Genomic DNA, 15,644 nt, shown 5'->3' with positions numbered 1-15,644 from the left:
CCAGCTTCAGTAGCTCTGCTTTTGGTACAGGCCAACTTGCATCATTTATGGCGCGATGGCGGCCCTTTGATTCTGCTGTTCATGTTGGCTGTCGCCGTGACCATGTTCGCAGGCGTTTTGGCGCTACTGACCTTCACCAAAGATAACGAACTGTCACAATTGGTACCCGTATTAGTGGCTACCTACATAGGCGGCTCGGTCAATTTTGTTGCCGCCTCTCAATCTTTAGCGGTCGAACAGCCGGAACTGGTAGCGGCCGCGCTGGCGGCAGATGCTGTTGTGGGTATCAGTTATTTGGTTGTTCTAGCGGCCGCATCCGGCCTGGCCGCCTTAAACTACAACCCTGATACTAATAGTGAGATCGTTGTAGACAATAGTGATGATTCGACGTTGCCAGTGTTCGCTTCTCTGCCAATTTCATTAGCAGCAGCTGCGTTTATTGTGGCCGTGGCACAGGCGCTGGTGTGGTGGACCGAACTGGACAGCTTGTTCTATCTTTTTATCATTACCCTGTCTGTATTGATCGCCAACGCGTTTCCTGCGTTTCTCGGCCGTTTAACGATTGCCCCTAAACTGGGCGTGTCGGGCATGTATCTCTTTTTTGCAGTGATCGGCGGTAGCACTCAACTCTCGGCCATTAGCACCATGTTCCTACCCGCGACGGGCCTGGCAGCGTTTATCGTCATTGTTCACGCACTGCTGTTCTTTATTATCGGGCGTATTCTGAAGAAAGACTTTGCCACCTTAATCACCGTTTCCAATGCCTGCATTCTTGGTCCTGCTACCGCTGCGGCGGTGGCTTCGAGCCGCGGTTGGTCGCATTTAGTGGCGCTCGGTACGCTTTGCGGTGTTTTGGGTTACGTCATCGCTAATTTTCTCATTATCTTGTTGTTTCCGCTGCTTACCTGACGTTCCTCCGCCCCACACATAAATCCGGCCTGCACCCATGCGGTCACACGAATCGCTGAGCTTGCTTCACTGATTTGAATTGCCTCATGCCCTGTTCCCGTACCCCGCGATTGCACAGACCGAGGGAAGTCCAGTCGGGCGGGAATCGGTGGCGTTTATAGGTATTCATCGGCTGAGTCTACCAATCCGAGCCACTTAACTTGGCGATACCCTCATGCGCACTTAGTCGGGGGGCTTAGCAAAACCGAGATCGAAGAGGCGGAATTATTGCGGGTTAAGTTGACAACACTGTTTGCTAGACTAATCGAGAACAAATCCTGCAGAGCCCGGCCTAATCTCATGAAAGCGAAAACCAACCTGACAGCGTCCGTCTTTATACTTTTGGCGTTGCTGTTTTCATCCGGCGCGCAGGCTGTCGACAAAACGCCGCCGTTCACGCAGGCGGACTGTGCCGACCCGACGCTGAACCTAATAGTGGGCTCGCAAGCCGACGTCGACAGCTTCCCGTGCACCACCGTCGCGGGCGCCCTCACCCTTTCCGACTCAAGCACAAGCCCCATTGTCTCGTTGTCGCCCCTGAACAATCTGACACGGGTAGATGGCCAACTCAGGATCTTGCTCAGCGTAATAACCTCGCTCGATGGGCTCGATAACGTCACTCACGTAGGCTCGCTGAGCATCAACAACGGTACCAAATCCAATCAACTCACAGACATCAGCGCGCTCGACGGGCTCACCAGTCTCGGTCCGAGGAAGTGCCAGCCTGGGGTCTCATCAGGCGATTGTCTTGCGGAGCTCGCCATCGTCTCTTCGACCATCACCCAGCTTCCTGCCTGGAACATCGCAGGCGGAACGGCGCTGGAGAAACTGAGTCTTGACGGTTTGCCGCTGGCCGATCCGGCCCAGCTGGGCGACCTTCCCGTGCCGACCAAAGAACTCACCCTGGGGGGCTTGCCCCTGGACACCGATCAGACCGGCCAGTTGCCAGCCCTGGCACGGATCGCCTCGGCAGCGCAGGAGTCGGTCAAGCTCGCGAAGATGGCGGGCGTCAAGGCACTGCCAGCGATGCCGCAAACAGCGATCCTTCAAGTGGATGAACTCGGGCTCCCCGACCTGAGCGACATCACAGCGGCCGCGTTTCCTGCACTCACGGGTGTCGTCGTGACAAATCTCGCCGGAATCGACCCGGCGGAACTGGCGCCGATTCGGGACATCGAGAGCATCACCTTCAACACACTGCCCGGGCTCACTGGCCCGAACCCGCTGGCGGGGCTCACGGGCGGCACCTTCAACGCACTGGTGCTCAACAGTCTCACCGGTGTAGGCACGCTGGCAGACTTGTCGACGGTGACCAGCCTCGAAGGGCTCACCATAAAAGACCTCGACGCGCTCACCGACCTCGACGGATTGCAGAATCTGATGACAATCAGCCAGACACTCCGGCTGCAAAGCAACGCGAAACTGAAGAACCTGAACGGGCTGCGGAATCTTGTGACTGGCACGCTTGAAGATGTGGACGTCACCAGCAACAACACGCTCACCGATATCACCGGGCTCGCCGGCATCACCGGGGTGAGTAATAGCGTCGTCGTCTACCAAAATGCGGTCACGGAGTGCGACGTGCTGGTGAAGAGCCGCCTCAACCCGCAGCCTAAAAAGTTCTACTACGTTGACCCCCCGTGCGTCTACGCCGCGCCGACGCTGACCAGCAGCGCGACGGCACTCGACTTCGGCTCCGCGCCGATCGGCAGCACCATCGACCTCCCCGTCACCTTCCAGAACAGCACCGGCTCCATCTCCACCACGGTGGACATCAGCGCGGTGTCGATCAGTGGCGATTCCTTGGGTGAGTACAGTGTGCTCAGCGAGGACTGCAGCAGCGGGCCGCTCACCGGCGGCAGCACCCGCAACGCCTGCACCGTCAACGTGCGCTTCACCGTCATCCAGCAGGGCGTAGATAACGCCCAGCTCGACCTGACCTACACCACCTCGGATAACAGCACGCCGCAGAGTTTCCCGGTAACGTTGACCGCCGCCGGCACCGGGGTGACGGGCGACCAGCTCATCCCCAAAGACAAACTCGACTTCGATCAGGTCAAACTCGGCGCCAGCAAGACCGACACCATCACCATCGACAACACGGGCGGCTCCGGCCCGCTCACCGTCAGCGCGCTCACCGTCACCGGCGCCGACTTCACGCTCAGCGACAACAGCTGCGGTAATACCTACCCGCAGTCCGTAGCCGCCGGCAGCCAGTGCGCGATCACCATCCGCTTCGCCCCAAGCGCGCTCGGTGCCCGCTCCGGGCTGTTCACCATGGATTCCGATGGCGCCACCTCCCCGGACAGCGTCACCCTGCTCGGCAGTGGCGTCGAGCCACCTGCGCCGCTGCCCAGCAAGACCAGCCTCGACTTCGGCGATGTTCCCGTCGGCACCGTCAGTCCGCGGCAGCTCGTGGTTGTCAAGAACGCGAGTCCGATAAGCAGCCTGCCGCTCGGGCAGCTCAGCGCCAGCGGCGACTTCGCGCTGCAGTCCGACACCTGCTCCGGCGCGACCCTCACGCCAGTTCCACAAAACGGCTCACTCTGTTTAGTCTTCGTTACCTTCAACCCCACCACGACCGGCCCGGCCACCGGCACACTTACCATCCCCGGTGCCAGCGGCTTTCCGTCAGCCAACGTGGCACTGGCCGGTAACGGCCTGCAGCCGGCTAGCCTTACCGCAAACCCCACGATTCTAGCCTTCGGCACCCAGACACAACCGGCAACGCTGGATGTGACCATCACCAACATCGGCGGCCCGGGCCAGGATGCGCAGATCGGCACCGCCAGCGTCACCGGCACCGTCACCCCGCAGCAGTTCGGCATCGGCGTTGGCACCGACACCTGTTCCGGGACCACGCTGGCCAGTCAGGCGTCCTGCCAGATCTCAGTAACCTTCGATCCGGAAGTAGAAGGCGTGGACACCGGCTCGCTCGACATTCCCTACAACGGCGGCCAAACCTTGAACGTCGCCCTGTCCGGAAGGGGCGGGGACCCGGTGGATTACATCACCCCTCCGAGCCTTTCCTTCGGAGACATCGAGATCGGCAGCAGCTCAGCGCCGCAGACGGTGACGGTCACCGACAACAGCGGCATCGCGCTGGACATCGCCAACGTATTTTCCAACGACTCGGCGTTCTCGGTTCAGAACGACAGCTGTTCCGGCACCAGGGTGGCCCCAAACACCAGTTGCACCTTCGAGGTCGTCTTCACCGCTGTCACCCGCGGCCATATAGTGAGCACCGTTGACGTGATTTCAAACAGCGCCAGCTCGCCGGACCAGGTAGCCGTGGATGGCCGTGGACTCGCACCGGGCGAGGCGCAGGTCGCCCCCGGGCTGAACATCGCCTTCGGCGACGTGGCGCCGGGGCAGAACGTCCAGAAGGTTGCCACGATAACAAACATTGGGGATCAGCCTCTGCCCCTTGGAACTTTGGCGCTGTCCGGTGATTCGGCGTTTTCGGTGCCGTCGGATGCCTGCAGTGGCCAAACGCTGGTCAATAAAGGCGATAACTGTGCAATCACCGTTGCGTTCAGTCCTTCCGGCCTCGGAGATGTCAGCGCCACGCTTGATATCAATCCGACGATCACACTGACGGGAACCGGCGCCGTCGCTGCACCTCCGCAGGCCATTCCGACCCTGGGGAATATGAGTAGGCTGTTGATGATTTTGATAGTCCTGCTGGGTGTGCTCTGCCTGCTTCCGAGGCATGCAAGATTGCGATAAATGTGCCTGGCGTTTTGCCGCCCGGTGGGTGGGCGGCATTGCTGGTATTGATCGGCAAGTACGCCTTGCGCAGGCGCGCCCAACAGTAGGAACAGTAGCAAGCGGATGAGGCTAAGGTGCTGACCGCAAGGGTACCACCCCTAACTAGACAATCGTTCGGCTGCTGTCAGCGGCAACCGCACGCCGGGCCGCAACGGACCGGCGTCGATAACCCTGCTCCCTGATCAGGCCCTTTACCCGGCCACACTGTCAACGGTGTATCTCTATCACCCCGGTTTTCGCAGGACCTACGGGATTGTCCACATGGTACCCGGCTGCACGAAACAGCCACTGGCCGAATAATTACAGGCGTCGCCGACGCAACAGAAGGTGCAGTCAAAAGCCTGCGTTTCCACGAACTTGGCATCAAGTGCGATAGGGCCATAGTCCTTGCGGATAACATCACGAGGTGCACTGCCACCGTTGCCACCATAAAAACCCGGGTAAGGCACCGAGTAAGCATGGCCCCAGCGATTCAGGATGACACCTGAGACAGCGCGCTCGGGGTTGAATCCGGATGAGCCGAACGGATCCGAGGAGGCGGGGCTGCGGGTATCGATGCCGGTGCGAAGCCTTCGTGACCGGCTACGTCGGAAAAGTGGTGTCGCTTAGATAGTCAGCCACATTTTCGGGCGGTCGAACGCCGCTGGACTCGCAACCCGATCGCCATAAGCAGCAGTCCGAGTACTATGAGCTGCCTCGGCTGCAATGATGGTATTGCCCGTGGAGTTCCAGATCCGCCCCCAGCGGACTGCGCGGCTCCGCTGGGGTCGACGATCACGCCATTGACCGCGCCATCCTCGTCCAGGGGACCGCCGTCCGTCATGGAATAGCTAACGGTGCTGCCGGTTACGGAGGCAGCGACCTGACGCCAGGGGTTGCCCGCTTTCCAGTATTGGGTGCCCGGCGGCAGCGGCGTGCCGTAGTCCACCGTGACATCTACGGTGGCGCCTGGCTGACAACCGGTAATCTCAAAACCGACTACGCCATCGATGAGTTCGATATTGGACGGCGGTGCAGGCGTTGCCACGCTCAAAAAGTCCGGATCGCGGGCGAACTCGCAGCCTGCATCCGCAGTGGTGAAGGCAATGGTGCCGATGGAGCCGCTCGGTAGAGGGCCGTCGAAGCTGCGGAACAGTCTGGAACCGACCCCGGCGAGCGCAATGCTGTCCGGGCTACTCGGCGCGTCGCTGTCGATCTCGATGTTCTGGTTAACGGCGCCGGTGACGGTGGGACTGAAGCTGTACTGCAGGGTGCAGCTGTCGCCGGTATCCAGGGTAAAGGGCGGCTCGGGGCAGCTGCCTCCAGTCTGCGACAGCGGCGCGGCCACCGCCGTGATTGCAGAGACATTGAGCGCCGCGGTGCCGCTCGCATTAACGGTCACGGTCTGGGCGGCAGGGGTCTCGCCCACGAGCACCTGGCCGAAGTCGATGCTGTCGGGTGTGAGGAAAATACCCGCTTCCACGCCGTTACCGACAAGGTCGAAGCTGTCCGGACTGCTCGCCGTGTCGCTGCTGACCTTGATGGACTGGTTGATGATGCCGGTAGAACCGGGGCTGAAGCTGTACTCCAGGGTGCAGTCGTCACCGGGTTGCAATGTGTATGGCGGCGCGGTGCAGCTGCCCCCGGTCTGCGCCAGCGGTGCGGCCGCGTCATCGACCGCCGACACCGTCAGCGGCGCTGTGCCGTTGTTGCCCACGGTGACGGCAAGCGGACCGGCAGACTCTCCGACACGGACATCGCCGAAGTCGATGGCGCCAGGCGTCAGCAGCAGACTGGGCTCCACGCCTTCGCCGGCCAGAGTAATGATTTCTGGAGAGTTCGGCGCGTCGCTGGCGATCTCGATGTCCTGGTTTACGACGCCGGTGGCGGAGGGGCTGAAACTGAATTCCAGAGTGCAGCTCTCGTCCGGCTTTAGGGTAAAGGGAGGTGCGACGCAGCTACCACCGCTGAGACTCATTGGTGCGGTCGGCGTATCGATTGACGACACCGTTACCGACGCCTTGCCGCTGCTGGTGAGGGTCACGGTCTGTGCGGCGCTGCTATCGCCTACCAGCACCTTGTCAAAGTCGATGCCCTCGGGCGAGACGGACAGACCCGACACAATGCCCTCTCCCGTGAAGTCGATACTGTCCGGACTGCCTGGAGCATCGCTGACGACACCGATGGACTGGTTCACGACGCTCTCTGCAGTGGGGCTGAAGCTGTACACCAGTGTGCAGCTCTCACCGGGGTTCAGGGTAAAGGACGACGTCGCACAGCTACCGCCAGTGCGCGCCAGCGGTGCGGTCGCCGCATCGATGGCCGACACGGTCAACACCGCCGTACCGCTGTTGCGGAGGGTCACCGTCTCCAGTGCGCCGGTCTGTCCCAGCAGTACCTCTCCGAAATCTATGGTGCTGCCGGGGACGATGGTCAGCGCGGGCTGAATGCCGGTGCCCGCGAGGGCGATGCTGTCCGGGCTGCTCGGCGCGTCACTGGCGATGGCGATGGACTGGGTCGCGAGGCCGGCAATGCCGGGGCTGAACGTGTACTCGAGGGTACAGTTGGCCCCGGGGTTCAGGGTAAAAGGCGACGCCGCGCAGCTGCCGCCGCTTCGCGCCATCGGTGCGACGGCGGAGTCGATGTCCGCGACGTTCAGGGCGCCCGTACCGCTGTTGCTGACGGTCACCGCCTGAGGACCGGCAACCTGACCCACGAGCACGTTGCCGAAATTGAGTGTGGCCGGGGACAGGGTCAGCGCGGGGGCGACCACCGTCAGCGTGCCCGTCGCATTCGCGCCACTGCCGACGCTGCCATTGGGGAGCGTGAATGCGATCGCGCCGGTGGTGGTGTTGTACACGCCCGCGGCATCACCGATGATGTCCACCATGACCCTGCAACTGGCAGAGGCCGCCAGACGCACGCCCGACAACGTTACCTGCAGGCCGCCATCGGGTGCAGTCAGGACAGCGACGGGGCAGTCGGTGGTGGCATTGGACGGTGTGGCGATGCGCAGGCCCGTGGGCAGCGTATTGTCGAAGCCTACGCCCAGCGCGCGCGCCGCACCATTCTCGATGCGGTAGGTGAGGGTGCTGGTGGTGACGCCACTGCCAATGCGGATCGTCGATGGGGCAAAGTCAAGGGCAAAGGCCGGCGGCGTCACGCTGCCGAGAATGCCGCCAATGCTGTTGCAGGTGGTATCGCCGTTACGGCGAATGTCGATGGTAGTGCCGCCGACATCGGGCGTGGGCGCAACGCCGGGCCCTGCAGGATCATCATCGATCGCATCGAGGAGCGGGACCAGGGCATCGCAGGTGTCGAGCTGGTCGTTGAAGAGTACCAGTACATCCCCGTCGACCTGCACCAGTCCGCCGAAGCCGTCCAGGCGCTGTAGCAGATCGTTGTTCTGGATGCGCAGTCTGCCGCCCACAGAGACCAGCTGCGCCAGCGCCGACACATCGGTGAGGGCCGCGCCGTTCACCAGCTCGAGACTGCCGCCAATGCTGGTGATGGCGTCCAGGCCCGTGAGGTCCGGCAGCGCCCGGTTGTTGATGAGCTGCAGATTCTGGCCCACCGTGGCGATGCCGCCGAGCGCCGAGATGTCCGTCAGCCGGTTATTGTCGCGCACCACCAGCGCGCGGGGAATGGCGCTCAGCCCCTCCAGCCCTGCCAGGGTCAGGAGCCGGTTGTTGTTGCGTATCAACACGGTGCGGGTAACCGTGGTCAGGTTGCCCAGGGCCGCGATTGACGTCAGCGCATTGTTGTTCTGAATGGTGACGTTACCGCCGATCGACGTCACCGCGTCAAGGCCAGTCAGATCAGTCAGCGCGTCGTTGTTAAAGATGTAGGCGTAGCGGTCGATGGCCGTGATGTTTTTGAGGCCGGCAATCGAGGTCAGCGCCGGGTTGTCGCGGATTCGCAAATAGCCCCCCGGGAGGGCCGTGAGACCGGCAAGACCGTCGAGGTTCTGCAGTACCGCGTTGTCCTCGATGCGCAGGTAAGAGGTCAGCGAGGTGAGAGACGCGAGCCCGTCGACGTCGACCAGCGCTGCGTTGTCTCGGATATCGAGGTAACCGCCGATGGTAGCTATCGAAAGTAAATCGTCGAGGTCTGCAAGGACCGCGTTATTGCGAACGAGCAGGTTGCGACCGATGCTGCCGATGTTGTGCAGGCCCTCGGCACTGGCGAGCGACGTGGTGTCGCGCAGTAGCAGGTCGCGGCCGACGCTGGTGAGCTCGCTTAGAGGAGCCAGCGAGGTTATCGGGTCCCCGAGGGTGGGGTTCTCGTTGATGCTGAGCTGGCGTGGCACCCGGTCGCAGCCTGCGGGAAAGTTGTTGACGTCCGTTTGGCTTTCGAGTGTGTAATTGTTTCCCGGGCAGTCGACAGCGTGAGCGGGCAGAGTCATGAAACCCACCGCTGTGGCAAAGGCGACAGCGAGAATGCGGCGAGCTTTTGGGTACTGCAAAGAAACTGCTCCGGTACTCAGTGACCAGGGGCAAATCATCTAGACGGGCCCGTTCAGAGTCAAGGGTCAAGTTTGGGAAATTTGACGTAAATCCGCTTCTGCGTTCACCGAGTACTGACGAGGGACTCGAGGTCAGGAATTGGGGCGCAACAAAGCTGGCCCTGGCGTCCCGCGACGGGTCCGACAGCACCACTGCAGCCCAGTTTTAGGGCTGATATATGAACTCCACTTCCACTTTTGCAGCGAAACCAAGTAACGTGTCAGTCCCGCTTGCTGGGACCGGTGTCCCCCGTGAATGATGAACAGCCAGCCGCCCGTTGACGATAAAGTGCTCTACATCCGAACACGACTCGGTACTACATGCAGACCCAAGATCGCGGTCATCAGTAACAGAAGCAGCAACGCTGGCCACCCGAGCGCCGGCACAGGCACAGCCGGGGCACGGGTAACGGTAATGCTGACGCTTGTCTCATTGCTGTCGAGCGCGCCATCGCTGACCGTGTAGGTATACGTATCCGTGCCAATGAATCCCGCATTCGGCACGTAGCTGAAGCCGCCATTGGGGTTCTTGGCCAGGGTGCCATTTGTCGGCTGGCTGGTGACCGTCACCGTCAGCGCATGGCCCTCGGGGTCAGAGTCATTGCTCAGAACGCCAGGGGCCGCCACGGTCAGCACCGTGTCCTGAAGGGTGGTGTAGATATCACCATTAGCTACAGGCGGCAAGTTAGAGGCCGCGGCTGTAACGGTGAGCTGCACCGTTGCCACATTGCTGTCGAGGGCGCCGTCGCTTGCCGTATACGTATAGGAATCCGTGCCGCTGAAGCCGAGGAGGGTCGGCGTGTAGCTGAAGCCGCCATTCGGATTCTTGGCCAGCGTGCCATTTGTCGGCTGACTGGTCACGGTGACCGTCAAGGCGTGGCCCTCCGGGTCCGCGTCATTGGCCAGGACGCCCGGCGCCGCCACGTTCAGCACCGTGCCCTGCGGCGTAGCGTATGCGTCATTATTGACCACTGGCGGCAGGTTCGCTGTCGCAGCCGTCACAGTGATCTGCACGCTGGCCGCGGTGCTCTGTGCGGCGTCATCGCGAGCCACGTAGGCGAAAGAATCCACTCCCACAAAACCGGAATCTGGCGTGTAACTGAAGCTACCATCAGGGCTTAGCGACAAATGGCCATTGGTCGGCTGTCCGCCAAAAGAGACCGCTGCGGTTAACGCGTGGCCCTCCGGGTCGCTGTCATTGCCCAGAATGCCCGGACCCGTCACGTTCAGCACCGTGCCCTGCACTACTGAGTAGGCGTCGTTGCTTGTGACCGGCGGCCCGTTAGCGGCTGCAGCGGTGACCCTGATAGTTATGGTTGCCGTATTGCTGGACCCCGCGCCGTCGCTAGCCGTGTAGGTGAAAGAGTCTGTGCCGACAAAACCTGCGTTTGGCTTATAAGTGAACGACCCATTCTTGTCGAAACCAAAGATGGTGCCATTTGCCGGATCCGACACTTTGATGGCCGTCAGAACATGTCCTTCCGGATCCGTGTCGTTGGCCAGGAAATCATCAGCAAACAGCACTTTATCCTCGATGACCGTGTATGTATTGTTGTTAGCGACGGGCGGCTGATTGGTCGGGCTGACCGTGATCTGCGCCGTCGCAATATTGCTGTCCGACTGGTTGTCCGAGGCCCGGTATTGGAAGCTGACCGTTCCGGTGAACCCCGTAGTCGGCGTGTACTTGAACCCGCCCAGCAGGCGGGGCGCCAGCACGCCGTTGGCCGGCTGGGTCACGATGCTGGAAATCCTCAGTGCACTGCCCTCCGGGTCAATGTCATTGCCCAGAACGCCGGGAGACGCCACGACCAGGTCCGTATCCAGTGGTGTGGCATAGGTGTCGTTATTGGCCACGGGCGGCTGGTTCGCCACGGCGGTTACCGTGATCTGTACTGTCGCTGCGGCGCTTGTGGTCGCGCCGTCGCTGGCCACATAGGTAAAGGTATCCACGCCTGAGAAGGTAGGCGGGGGTGTGTAGGTGAACGACCCATCGGGATTGACAGTGACGCCGCCAACCGTGGGCACCGACGATATAGCAGCGGTCAATGGGTGACCCTGCAGGTCACTGTCGTTGCCCAGCAATCCAGGCAAGAATACGTTCAGGGTATCGCCCTGAGACATGGTATACGCATCATCGTTGGCTATTATTGGCGGCCGATTCTGATTCGGATTGACCGTGATGGAGACCGTGGCGGGGGGGCTGCTCAGGGAGCCGTCGCTTGCCGTATAGGTGAAGGAATCGCTGCCCGTAAAACCGGGATTGGGCCGGTACAAAAATACGCCAGTATCGGCGAAGGATTGAAGCGTTCCATTCGATGGATCACTCGCTTTCGCCGCCGTAAGGGCATGTCCCTCAGGATCACGGTCATTTGCCAATACGCTTTGTAGGACTGGCACAACCAACAGTGTGTCCTGCGCCATTGAATAAGCGTCTGGATTTGCCACAGGCGCCACATTGACGTCCGTCACAAAAATGGTGATTTCGGCCGTATTGCTGTCTGTCGTGCCATCGTTAGCGCGGTATTGAAAGCTATCAGACCCCGGAGTATTGGGGTTTGCCCGGGTATAAGTGAAGGACCCGTCCGGATCCAGGAACACTGTTCCGTCAGCTGCGTCAACCACCAAAGCAGCCGTCAGTGCGTCGCCGTCCGGATCGATAGCACCGCTCAGAGCACCGGGAGCGGCGATGGTCAACGATGGCGTGCCTACCGGTATTTTGATGAGGTCGTCCAGCACAGTCGGCGCCCTATTCGGTGTCGGATCGTCCACGCAGGTGATCTGAACGCTGGTGATTTCGGCGTCAGCCATGGTTCCGCTGCCGTTGGCGACTGAACAGGACTGGCCGGGAGGCTGGCTGGCGACTGTGACGGCGTAGGGGTCGCCGTAGACCAGCTGTGTGGGGAATCGGAACGTGCTGGAACCACCGACGCCCGGCGGCACGGGTACATCGTCGCCCCCATTATTTTGTAATCCCAGCGTGCCGGTTAATCCTGTGGCAGTGCCGCCCACGAAGTCCTTTGAATTGTCAGCTACAGCCAACTCGACTGTTCCAGTGGACCCGCCTCCTGCATAAGAAAAAACCACGGGGTCTACGCTGAGATTCAGATCGCTAAGCGTTCCCGGGAAAGTGGAAAAGCCCAGACCGATGGTTCCGCCGGACCCCGGGGGCACGAGGAGAAGCCCTACGGTGTCTGTCAGGCTCGCAAAGCCAAATATGCCGCCTCCGCTATTCAGCGCAGGAGGGGTTACAACAGGACCGCTTTGAAAATTATTCTCTGGAGTCCATGCGACCTGGTAAGACTCAAACTGTGCGCCGGTTGACGGCGCTCCCAGTATGTAGTCGTAATTTGTGGGACTGGCGTAATCGATTTGCGGCGTAAAAGTCTGGTTCCCTGTAGGGGGTAGACCAGCGATATCAAGCGTGCCTCCAACGGTCTCTAGTCTGTACTCGGTTGGCGTTGCCTGCTCAAAAGTGAGCGTCAACTGTGCGCTGGCGCTAAAGGACAGGAGCAACAGCGTGACAGCAACGAAAATCCTAAAAAACATGTATGAGTCCTGCGAAAACTAAAGATTAGTTGCCCGTCCGAAGGAGGTCCCGCCGAGATCGGTTCAACAGAGTAGCCTACCATTTTACCGAAATTGACGGAAGATGTCAGAGAGGTTTTGGCAAGTTAATACCCTTGGCCAGCGGAAATCTGCGACCTGACCTCAAGCCACCACCCTATTCCATTGCTCATGCGCACTTAATTCTCTGGGGTCTTAGCCAATCCGACCTCGTACCCGAGATGGAAGAGGCGGGATTATTGCGGGTAAAGCTGACAACACCCTGAATGCATTGGGTTTGCCTCGAAAGTTGTCGCCGCCAGTCGATTTACTGTGGCGACTGGGCATTTTGCCATCCGGCCTCCCCCTGCGCTAGGCCAAGTAGGAGCCGGGCATTAGCACCTACTCGCCCTTCATGACCCACTGCAGGCCTGCGCGCGTTGATCTGAACCCCACAAGGGGCGCCCGGCCACCAGCGAGATTGCATAATTGGGCAAAGGGGTTCTACCCCGATGATGCCCCGCTCCGCCAAAAGACCTTCAATATCCCGATGGCTAAGGTTAAAGCGGTAGTACAGCCAAAGAGCCTATCCCGCTTTCATGGGTGCTGCGTCGGAGGTGCTGTCAGGAGGGAATCGGTGAACTTCACAACTAGTCATCGACAGCGCCTGTCGATGTGCCGGGTTATTTTGTCAGCGCCCGATACGCAAGGTGTAAAAACGACTTCCGAGTGAGGGCTACTGCTCGCCGAGATTGATCATCACGTGCTTGAGCTCGGTGTAGTCCTCGAGCGAATACACCGAGAGGTCGCGGCCGTATCCCGACTGCTTGAACCCGCCGTGGGGCATCTCCACTGTGTGAAGCGAGTGGGCGTTCACCCACACGCAGCCGTACCGCAGATCGCGGGAAAACCGCATGGCTCGACCGACGTCCGAGGTCCAGACCGATGCGGTGAGGCCATAAGGCGAATCGTTGGCCATGGCCAACGCCTCAGCGTCATCATTGAATTTCTGCACAGTTACTACCGGGCCGAACACCTCGTGACGTACGATCTCGTCGTGCTGGCCAAGGTTGGCGATGACGGTCGGTTCCAGCCACGAGCCCTCGAGCGCCGGGCGTCCACCCCCCGTGACTATCTCCGCGTGCGCGGGAAGGCGTTCGAGGTAGCCCTCAATGCGGTCGCGCTGGCGGTCAGAGTTCACAGGGCCCAATTCCATGGTGTCGTTGAAGATGTCGCCCATAGTGAAGGAGCGAGCCACTTCGCTGAGTCCGTTGACAAGCTCGTCGTAGACCTTCGGAGCAGCCAAAATGCGGGTTGCTGCCGTACAGTCCTGTCCGGCGTTGTAAAAGCTGTTACCTCCGAGCGCCTCGAGGGTTTGTGCGAGATCGGCGTCGTCGAAGACGATAACCGGAGCGTTACCACCCAATTCGAGGTGGACCCGCTTCAACTGTTCAGACGCGATCGCGCCGACTCGCTTTCCGGTCAGCGGCGACCCCGTAACGGAAACGATCCCGACCTCGTCGTGACGTACAAGCGCCTCTCCCGTGTCACCGGCTCCGCACACAACGTTGAAGACACCTTTGGGCAAAACCGTCGCCGCCAGCTCCGCGAGGCGGCATGTCGAGAGCGGCGTTGTCTCAGCAGGCTTCAGAACAATCGTGTTTCCGGTTGCCAGAGCCGGGCCAATTTTCCAGATCGCCATGAGGAACGGATAGTTCCAGGGCGTGACCTGGCCCGCGACGCCGATCGGGTCGCGCCTTACCATCGAGGTGTGCCCAGACGCGTACTCTCCGGCCGCCCTTCCTTCCATCGTTCTGGCCGCACCAGCAAAGAACCGCAACTCGTCGACCGCCTGCTCAATCTCGTATTTGCGCGCGTGATGCAAGGGCTTACCCGCGTCGATTGCCTCAAGATTTGAGAGCTCTTCGACGTTGTCGTGGATAAGGTCGGCGAGTGCGAGCATCCGTTCGGAACGTTCGCCGGGTGTGGTAATCCGCCAGCCCTCTTCGAAAGCCCGCCGCGCCGCCTCGACGGCTTCGTTCACTTCCTCCGCACTCGAGCGGGGAGTTGAGCCAATGATCTGCCCGGTCGCGGGGGACAGAAGTGGTTCACGGGTTTCGGCGTCCGCTCTTGTCCCGTCGATCAGGTTATGGGCAGTAAGCTTGGCACTGTCGAGAGAGGGGTTCATAGGAATCCTTATAACTACAGCCGCGGGGAATGTTCCTCGGTAAATTACGCATCGATCTGGCACAGCGCTGCAACTACCATAAAGCGTTATTGGACACGGCGTAAAGTGTCATTCGCTGTATGACCAATGGCGCTGCACATCCTATTTTTTAATCTTAAGGGAGTGCCAAAAATAGTCCGCGCCATGAGATTTTCAGTAGCTTGCCTTCAGATTCAGCGTTATGGCATTGGCCAATTAAGTCACCCAGATCGCAGAAATCCGGTATCAACGCTCAAGCAACCGCCCTGCCCCATTCATTGAACGCACTGGCCCTTGGATTGCGGTCGTGTTTCTCTGATCAGATGCCTGCCAGGGTTGAAAAAAATGGCGCCTGCTGCATGAGCTTCCGGAGAGTGATGAACCTACGTCACTGATTTGAAGCGCCTCATGCCCCGCTCCCCGATTCTGGTGGCCTCGTACCCTTCAGCGTAGCGAGGACTTTGGGCGCCAACGTCGAATCGACTCCCGACTGACCAAGTTGCCCCGCTCAGGCAGAAGATCTTCGATATCTCGATGGTTGAGATTGAAACGACAGCAGAGCCAGAGAGCCTAACCCGCTCTGTAGGTACAGCGTAGCTGAAGATATCTCGCAGGAATCGGTGCCGTTTGTAGGTGTTGATCAACCGATGCTATCGAGTACAGTGACTCAGACTGGCAATACCAGAAAGAGGC

At 60.3% G+C, this 15,644-nt stretch carries 5 protein-coding genes; 2 read left to right on the top strand and 3 right to left on the bottom strand.

Features of this window, described 5'->3' with window-relative positions; translation table 11 throughout:
- Both NOR51B_RS06590 and NOR51B_RS06585 read left to right on the top strand, forming a co-directional pair.
- On the top strand, nt 1–909 hold a 909-nt coding region (locus tag NOR51B_RS06590; protein WP_040481877.1), incomplete at its 5' end, for a DUF819 family protein.
- Between the two features lie 339 nt (nt 910–1,248).
- A complete protein-coding gene (locus NOR51B_RS06585) occupies nt 1,249–4,677 on the top strand; it encodes a choice-of-anchor D domain-containing protein (RefSeq protein ID WP_009018855.1) in 3,429 nt (1,142 codons plus the stop codon).
- 655 nt (nt 4,678–5,332) lie between these two features.
- Here NOR51B_RS06585 and NOR51B_RS06575 read toward each other — a convergent pair.
- The 3 genes from NOR51B_RS06575 to NOR51B_RS06565 form a co-directional block, all read right to left on the bottom strand.
- Nucleotides 5,333–9,202 (bottom strand): choice-of-anchor D domain-containing protein, encoded by a 3,870-nt coding sequence (locus tag NOR51B_RS06575; protein WP_009021132.1) that lies wholly within the window; start codon nt 9,200–9,202, stop codon nt 5,333–5,335.
- A 294-nt stretch (nt 9,203–9,496) separates the two neighbouring features.
- A complete protein-coding gene (locus NOR51B_RS06570; protein WP_009018840.1) occupies nt 9,497–12,748 on the bottom strand; it encodes a cadherin-like domain-containing protein in 3,252 nt (1,083 codons plus the stop codon).
- Nucleotides 12,749–13,481: 733 nt separating this feature from the next.
- Entirely contained in the window at nt 13,482–14,933 is a 1,452-nt protein-coding gene (locus tag NOR51B_RS06565; protein ID WP_009020251.1) for an aminobutyraldehyde dehydrogenase, read from the bottom strand.
- Nucleotides 14,934–15,644: the final 711 nt, after the last annotated feature.

It is taken from the genome of Luminiphilus syltensis NOR5-1B (assembly GCF_000158175.1).
In the GTDB taxonomy this organism is placed as follows: Bacteria; Pseudomonadota; Gammaproteobacteria; order Pseudomonadales; family Halieaceae; genus Luminiphilus; species Luminiphilus syltensis.
Note: the sequence above shows the minus strand (reverse complement) of the source record. Positions and strands in the feature narration are given on the sequence as shown.

Excerpts from the sequence above, each read along its gene's own strand:
- NOR51B_RS06585 (WP_009018855.1), top strand. The coding sequence starts at position 1,249 with ATGAAAGCGAAAACCAACCTGACAGCGTCCGTCTTTATACTTTTGGCG.
- NOR51B_RS06565 (WP_009020251.1), bottom strand. The coding sequence starts at position 14,933 with ATGAACCCCTCTCTCGACAGTGCCAAGCTTACTGCCCATAACCTGATC.
- NOR51B_RS06575 (WP_009021132.1), bottom strand. The coding sequence starts at position 9,202 with ATGATTTGCCCCTGGTCACTGAGTACCGGAGCAGTTTCTTTGCAGTAC.
- NOR51B_RS06570 (WP_009018840.1), bottom strand. The coding sequence starts at position 12,748 with ATGTTTTTTAGGATTTTCGTTGCTGTCACGCTGTTGCTCCTGTCCTTT.